Annotated in this window: 4 protein-coding genes; 2 read left to right on the top strand and 2 right to left on the bottom strand. The window is 72.6% G+C overall.

All coding sequences use genetic code 11. The annotated features are described in order from the left end of the window. On the top strand, positions 1-1,621 hold a 1,621-nt coding region (locus VM95_RS05295), incomplete at its 5' end, for a PQQ-binding-like beta-propeller repeat protein (protein ID WP_045692837.1). Positions 1,622-1,833: 212 nt separating this feature from the next. Then, positions 1,834-4,422, top strand: coding sequence for an aminopeptidase N (gene pepN / locus VM95_RS05290; RefSeq protein ID WP_045692836.1), 2,589 nt, complete (start codon positions 1,834-1,836; stop codon positions 4,420-4,422). A 78-nt stretch (positions 4,423-4,500) separates the two neighbouring features. Here pepN and VM95_RS05285 read toward each other — a convergent pair whose 3' ends face one another. Together VM95_RS05285 and malQ are read right to left on the bottom strand one after the other, a co-directional pair. After that, on the bottom strand, positions 4,501-4,737 hold the full coding sequence (locus tag VM95_RS05285) for a hypothetical protein (protein WP_045692835.1): 237 nt from the start codon (positions 4,735-4,737) through the stop codon (positions 4,501-4,503). A gap of 102 nt (positions 4,738-4,839) precedes the next feature. Beyond that, positions 4,840-6,924: a 4-alpha-glucanotransferase gene (malQ, locus tag VM95_RS05280; RefSeq protein ID WP_045692864.1), complete on the bottom strand. Its 2,085-nt coding sequence runs from the start codon at positions 6,922-6,924 to the stop codon at positions 4,840-4,842. Positions 6,925-7,495: the final 571 nt, after the last annotated feature.

The raw sequence follows: 7,495 nt of genomic DNA, 5'->3' as shown, positions 1-7,495 counted from the left end.
CGCCGGACCGCCGCCCGCCCAGCCCCCGGCCGCGCCCGCGCAGCCGCCGGTCGGCGCCGACTACGCGGCCTACGCGCCGACCGCGGCCGGCTTCCCCACCCAGGCCCCGCCGCCGCCCCCCGGCGCCGCGCCGGTCGGCCCGTACGACCCGGTGCCCGGCGGCTACCCGGCCCCGGACGCCGGCCAGCCCTACGGCGGCTACAACTACCAGCAGCAGCCCGGGTACTACCCGGGTGCGCCGATGCCCGAGGCGCCCAAGCAGCGCAACCCCGTGATGCTGTGGGGCGGGATCATCGGCGGCGTGTTGGTGATCGCCATCATCATCGGGCTGGTCGTCCTGCTGCAGCCGAAGCCCGCGCCGAAGCCGAGCGACAACACCTCGGGCGGCACGACCTCCAGCTCCGGCAGCACCACGGACGGCCCCTCCCCCGGCCCGGACAACAACAAGAACACCGGCGCCTCGTACAACGTCGCCTGGAGCGCCCCCAAGCCGGCCAACACGGACACCAGCGCGCAGATGCTCGCGATCTGGGGCACCGACAAGGTCGCCGTGCGCGTGGACGCCAGCGGCATCCGCGCGTACAACCTCTCGGACGGCAAGGAGGCGTGGACCCTGCCGGTGCCCTCCGGCAGCAAGGAGATCTGCGCCGCCTCGTACGGGACCAACTCCAAGAACATCGGTGCCGTCTCCTTCAACACCGGTGACTACGACTGCTCCACCATCGGCGTCGTCGACCTCACCACCGGCAAGCTGACCTGGAGCGTGAAGGCCGGCACGGACAAGATGTCCTCGCCGACCCTCAGCATCACCGACAAGGTCGTCGCCTTCGCGGGCAGTTCGGTCGGCGGGCTGAACGTCGACAACGGCGCCTCGGTCTGGAACTACTCGCCGCACGGCAAGATCTGCACCGTCAACGGCCGCGCGGCCGGCGCCCAGATCGCGGTCGGCGAGAAGTGCTTCGACACCGGCGACGACAAGGGGGCGCTGCAGATCCTCAACTCCGAGACCGGCGCCGCCACCAGCGGCCAGATCCCGCTGACCGGCTCGATCGAGCGGGTCGACAAGGTCATCTCGGACCAGCCGCTGGTGCTGTCGATGTCCAGCGGCGCGAACGGCGACTACATCCTGCCGTTCAGCAAGGACAACAAGCCGGGCAACCAGATGCCCGCCAAGGAGCCCGGCTCGGACAGCCTGCGGCTCTCCGGCCAGAACGACGCGTTCACCCAGAACGTGGTCAGCGGCACCACCCTGTACGTGCAGGTCAGCGGCACCAAGGCGGCCATCAACGCCTACGACCTGACCACCGGCAAGCGGATCTGGTCCAGCACCCCGCCGAGCTCCGGCAGCTCGATCGGCGGCGACGTCCGCCTGGTCGCCGGCACCGACAAGCAGGGCAAGGTCCGGGCCATCGTCAGCCAGGGCTACAACAAGCCGGCCCGGCTGGTGACGCTGGCGCCGAACGACGGCTCGATGACCGACCTCGGCACCCTGGCGATGCCGAACGGCCTGGACATCGGGATGAGCCTGTCCGAGTACCTGATCGGTGACGAGGGCAACTCGGTGTACGCCTTCCGCCGCACCTACAGCTCGGACGCGTGGATCACCAAGTGGAAGAAGTGACGGCGGAGCTGATGCTCCGACCGATCCGAACCGGACGGGTCCGCATCGGTCGGAAACGGCCTGAAGCGGTCCGGAACGGTCCGAAACGGTGAGCGGGCGGGGCGGGTTGCGGGCGAACAGCCCGGGCCCGCCCCGCCCGTCCGTTATGCGGGAGGCCGGGGCGTCGGGCATGCGAGGATGCGGAGCATCAGCCTGACGAAGGAGTGCAGCCAGTGCCCGGCACCAACCTGACCCGCGAGGAGGCCCGCACCCGGGCCGACCTCCTGCGGGTGGACGCGTACGACATCGAACTCGACCTGGGTTCGGCCCGCGAGGGCGGCACCTTCCGGTCCACCACCGTGGTCCGGTTCACCGCCACCACGCCCGGCGCGGACACCTTCATCGACCTCGTCGCGCCCGCCGTCGAGGAGATCACCCTCAACGGCACGCCGCTCGACCCCGCGAGCTTCGCCGACAGCCGCATCCCGCTGCCGAACCTGGCCGCCGACAACGAGCTGCGGGTCGTCGCGAACTGCGCCTACACCAACACCGGTGAGGGCCTGCACCGCTTCGTCGACCCCGTCGACGGCGAGACCTACCTGTACACCCAGTTCGAGGTGCCGGACGCCCGCCGGGTCTTCGCCAGCTTCGAGCAGCCCGACCTCAAGGCCTCCTTCGCCTTCACCGTCACCGCGCCCACCGGATGGGTCGTCGTCTCCAACTCGCCGACGCCCGAGCCCACCCCCTCCGGTGACGAGGCCACGCAGGTCTGGAAGTTCGAGCCCACCGGCCGGATCTCCGGCTACATCACCGCGCTCGTCGCCGGGCCGTACGTCGGCGTCTTCGACACCTACGAGAACGGCGACCAGCGGGTGCCGCTCGGCGTCTACTGCCGGCCCTCGCTGCGCGAGTTCCTGGACGCCGAGGCGGTGTTCGCGGTCACCAAGCAGGGCTTCGACTACTTCCAGGAGAAGTTCGACTACCCCTACCCGTTCCCGAAGTACGACCAGCTGTTCGTCCCGGAGTTCAACGCCGGCGCGATGGAGAACGCGGGCGCCGTCACCCTGCGCGACCAGTACGTGTTCCGGTCCAAGGTGACCGACGCCTCGTACGAGCTGCGCGCCGCGACCATCCTGCACGAGCTCGCCCACATGTGGTTCGGCGACCTCGTCACCATGGAGTGGTGGAACGACCTCTGGCTGAACGAGTCCTTCGCGACCTTCGCCGAGGCCGTCTGCCAGGCCGAGGCCCCCGGCTCCCAGTGGCCGCACTCCTGGACCACCTTCGCCAACCAGATGAAGACCTGGGCCTACCGGCAGGACCAACTGCCCTCCACCCACCCGATCATGGCGGAGATCAACGACCTGGAGGACGTCCAGGTCAACTTCGACGGCATCACCTACGCCAAGGGCGCCTCGGTGCTCAAGCAGCTCGTCGCCTACGTCGGCCAGGACGCCTTCTTCCAGGGCGTGCAGGCCTACTTCAAGCGCCACGCCTGGGGCAACACCCGGCTCGGCGACCTGCTCGGCGCCCTCGAGGAGGCCAGCGGCCGCGACCTGAGGACCTGGTCCACCGCCTGGCTGGAGACCGCCGGCATCAACGTGCTGCGGCCGTCGATCGTGCTCAACACGGACGGCGAGATCGAGTCCTTCACCGTGCTGCAGGAGGCCCCGGCCCTGCCCGCCGGTGCCAAGGGCGAGGCCGTGCTGCGCCCGCACCGGATCGCGATCGGCCTGTACGAGCTGGTGGACGACTCGCTGGTGCGGGTCGAGCGGATCGAGCTGGACGTCGACGGGGCGCGCACCGAGGTGCCGCAGCTCGTCGGACGGCACCGGCCGGCCGTCGTCCTGCTGAACGACGACGACCTGTCGTACGCCAAGATCCGGCTCGACGAGGACTCGCTGGCCGTCGTCACCGAACACCTCGGCGCCTTCACCGACTCGCTGCCGCGCGCCCTGTGCTGGGCCTCCGCCTGGGACATGACCCGCGACGGCGAGCTCGCCGCCCGCGACTACCTGTCGCTCGCCCTGTCCGGCCTCGGGCGGGAGACCGACATCGGCGTCGTGCAGTCCGTGCAGCGGCAGGTCAGGACCGCCCTCGACGCGTACGCCGACCCCGAGTGGCGCGAGCAGGGCCTCCAGCGGTGGGCCGCGGCCGCCGAGGAGCACCTGCGGGCCGCCGACCCCGGCAGCGACCACCAGCTCGCCTGGGCCCGTACGCTCGCCTCCGTCGCCCGCACCGAGGGGCAGCTCGGGCTGCTCGCCGGGCTGCTGGACGGCTCGGTGGAGGTCAAGGGCCTGGCCGTCGACACCGAGCTGCGGTGGGCCCTGCTCGCCCGGCTCGCCGCCACCGGGCGGGCCGACGAGGCCGAGATCGCGGCGGAGCTGGAGCGGGACAACACGGCCGCCGGCCAGCAGTACGCGGCCAGCTGCCGGGCCGCCCGGCCGACCGCCGAGGCCAAGGCGGAGGCCTGGGCGTCGGTGGTGGAGTCGGACGAGCTGACCAACTACGTCCAGGAGGCCGTCATCGCCGGCTTCCAGCAGTCCGACCAGCGGGAGCTGCTGGCGCCGTACGCGGACCGGTACTTCGCCGTGGTCAAGGGCATCTGGGAGAGCCGCAGCCACGAGATCTCGCAGCAGATCATCGGCGGGCTGTACCCGGCGCTGCAGCTGACCCAGGAGACGCTGGACGCGACGGACGCGTGGCTGGCGGCGGCCGAGCCGGCGCCGGCGCTGCGGCGCCAGGTCGTCGAGTCGCGGGCCGGCGTCGAGCGGGCGCTCAAGGCGCAGGCGGCCGACCGGGCGGCGGGCGCTCAGGCCTGATGCCCGAAGGGGCGCCGGACCGTGGTGGTCCGGCGCCCCTTCGAGGTCGTGCGGGTCCTGGGTGGACGCGGCGGGCGACTACTTCTTCTGGCCCTTGGCGGACTTGCCGTACGGCATGCCCGCGAGCACCGCGATGACGGCGAAGGCCGCGAGCGGGATCAGCACGTACAGGCCGATGGTCTGGCCGACGCTCAGGCCGTCGCCCGGTTGGTCGCCGTCATCCCGGGTGAGGGCCATGGCGGGCGACGACAGCAGCATCATCAGCGTGACCGTTGCGGAGACCGCGCCGGCTCGCAAAGCGTTCCTCTTGTCCACGTTTCCAACTTACCCGCCGCTTATGGGACGGCGCGCGTCGGGGTGGGCCTGCCGGGGAGCGGGGGTGGGCCTGCCGGTGAGCCGCCTCGGGGCTGCCGGGGCTCAGGCGGGCCTCCGGGCGTGCAGGCCCGCCAGGAGACGGGACAGCAGGCGGGGGGCCGGGGTGGCCGCGAGGCGGTCCAGGGTCACCGGGCCGCCGGTGCCGTCCGCCACCGGGAGGCGCCAGTTCGGGTACTGGTCCCAGGTGCCCGGCAGGTTCTGCGGGCGCGGGTCCCCGACCAGGTCCGGCAGCCAGACCCCGACCAGCTCCGCCGGCGTCGCCCGCAGGAAGCGGTACAGCGCCGGCATGGAGAGGTCCTCGCCGGGGGCCAGGAAGCCGAGCCGGGTCAGCTCCGCGTGCCACTCCGCCAGCTCCGCGGCCGCCTCCGCCTGCTCCTCCCCCAGCGGCCGGGCCAGCAGCCCCAGGCGGTGGCGCAGCTCCACGTGCTCGCCGGACAGGCGGGCGGCGGTGCTCGGCAGGTCGTGGGTGGTGAGGGTGGCCAGGCAGCCCGTGCGCCAGCCGCCCGGCGGGAGGATCCGGCCGTCCTGCTGCCAGTCCCGCTCGAACCAGAGCACCGAGGTGCCGAGGATGCCGCGCGCCCTCAGCTCCTCGCGCACGCCGGGCTCCACCGTCCCCAGGTCCTCGCCGATCACGGCCGTCCCGGCGCGGTGCGCCTCCAGGGCGAGGACGCCCAGCATCGCCTCCGCGTCGTAGCGGACGTAGGCGCCCTCGGTCGGCGCGTGGTTCTCCGGCACCCACCAGAGGCGGAACAGGCCCATCACGTGGTCGATGCGGAGGGCTCCGGCGTGGCGGGCCGCCGCGCGCAGCAGCTCCGCGTACGGGGCGTAGCCGGCGGCGGCGAGGGCGTCCGGGCGCCAGGGCGGCAGGCCCCAGTCCTGGCCGTGGGCGTTGAAGGCGTCCGGCGGGGCGCCGACCGACATGCCGCCCGCCAGGACGTCCTGCAGCGCCCAGGCGTCCGCGCCGTCCGGGTGCGCGCCCACGGCGAGGTCGTGGATCAGGCCGACCGGCATGCCGGCTTGTTCGGCGGCTCGTTGGGCGTGCGCGAGCTGCTCGTCGACCTGCCAGGCCAGCCAGCGGTGGAACTCCACCTGGTCGGCGAGCTCCTTGGCCGCCTGCTCGACCTGCGGCCCGTGCGGGTGGCGCAGGCCCTTCGGCCAGTGGTGCCAATCGGCGCCGTGCACCTCGGCCAGCGCGTTCCACAGGGAGTGGCGGCGCAGCCACTCGCCCTCGCGGCGCTGGTACGCGTCGTACGCGGCCTGGCGGCCGGGGGCGCGGGGGACGTCGTGGAGGAGCTGGAGCGCTTCGCGCTTGAGGGCCCAGACCGCGTCGCGGTCGATCAGGCCGTCGTGGGCGAGGACCTCCTCGCGCAGCCTGGCGGCCTTCTGGGTGAGCTCGTCCGCCTGCGCGCGCTGCTGCTTCGTCAGGTACGCGAACTCGGGGACGGCCTCGATCCGCAGGTGCACCGGGTCGGCGAAGCGGCGGGAGGAGGGGCGGTACGGGGACGGGTCGGCGGGGGCGGTCGGTAGCGCCTGGTGCAGCGGGTTGATCTGCACGAAGCCGGCGCCGAGGTCGGCCCCCGCCCACTGGGCCAGCTCGGCGAGGTCGCCGAGGTCACCCATGCCCCAGGAGCGTTCGGACAGCACGGAGTAGAGCTGGGCGAGGAACCCCCAGCTGCGGCCCGACAGTTGGGGCAGCCGCTCGGGCGCGACGATCAGCGGCGCCGCCGCTTCCCTTTCCGGGGTACGGGCCTTGAGGGTGTGCCGCCCGAGCGGCAGGTCCGCCGGCAGCCAGTGCGCGTGCCCCCGCGGCAGCTCCCAGACCCCGCCCTCCTCCAGCTCGATGTGCAGCCGCGCGTCCGCCGGCACGTCCAGCGCCGTCCGCCACCCCTGCCGCACCACCACGCACGGCGGCAGCAACCTGCCGCGCTGCTCGGCCCGGTGACGCTCCAACGCCGCCTCGGCCTCCTCCGGCGTCCCGGCCGCCACCCCCAGCGCCCCGAGCACCGCCACCAGCGTCCGCGCCCCCACGCTCCGCCCGTCCACCCCCGGGTACCGGGTGTCCACCCCGTACGCCCGCGCCAACGCCACCAACTCCGGCGGAGGCGGCGGCGAATCCTGCGCCGGCACCGCCAGCCCCTCTGCTCCGTCACGGTCCAGGTAAGCGGCCACTCGCGGCTCCTGCGCTCTCTCGGCAACGCCCGATTCAGGACCCCCCAGTCCTACCCGCGTAACGACCCGACCACGCTGCGCGACACGAGGACGCCGGGAACCGAGGGTCGGCGCACACCTGGATCTGCCCCCGAGCTTGATCGAGCCCGTTGGCGAGTTCGTCCGGTCCGTCTCCTCTCTGCGCAGCCCGACAGACGTGAACCAGGTCATCAGCATCACCGGATCCACAGTTGTGAACCAAGAGCGAAGTCGCACCTGCAAGCACATAGGTACGCGCGCACCCCTCGCGACGCCACCCAGCATGCGCGGAGCGCCAATCCTCAGGCAGACCACGAAAGCCTGCGGCGGACCGCCGAATAAACCGGCGGACCGCCACAGGAGCCACAGTTCTTCAGTAGGTGATTTCTTCCCCCTTCGAGTTCCAGACCCTAGGCAATCCCGACCCACAACTGGGCTCGCCGATCGTCAACCGATCTGAGCGATGGAAGAACGAAGCGATGGCCCGGCCATCCCAGTCCGGCCACTCGAT

Origin of the sequence: Streptomyces rubellomurinus, from assembly GCF_000961885.1 — a bacterium.
Classification (GTDB): domain Bacteria; phylum Actinomycetota; class Actinomycetes; order Streptomycetales; family Streptomycetaceae; genus Kitasatospora; species Kitasatospora rubellomurina.
This window is presented reverse-complemented; position numbering and strand designations above follow the sequence as displayed.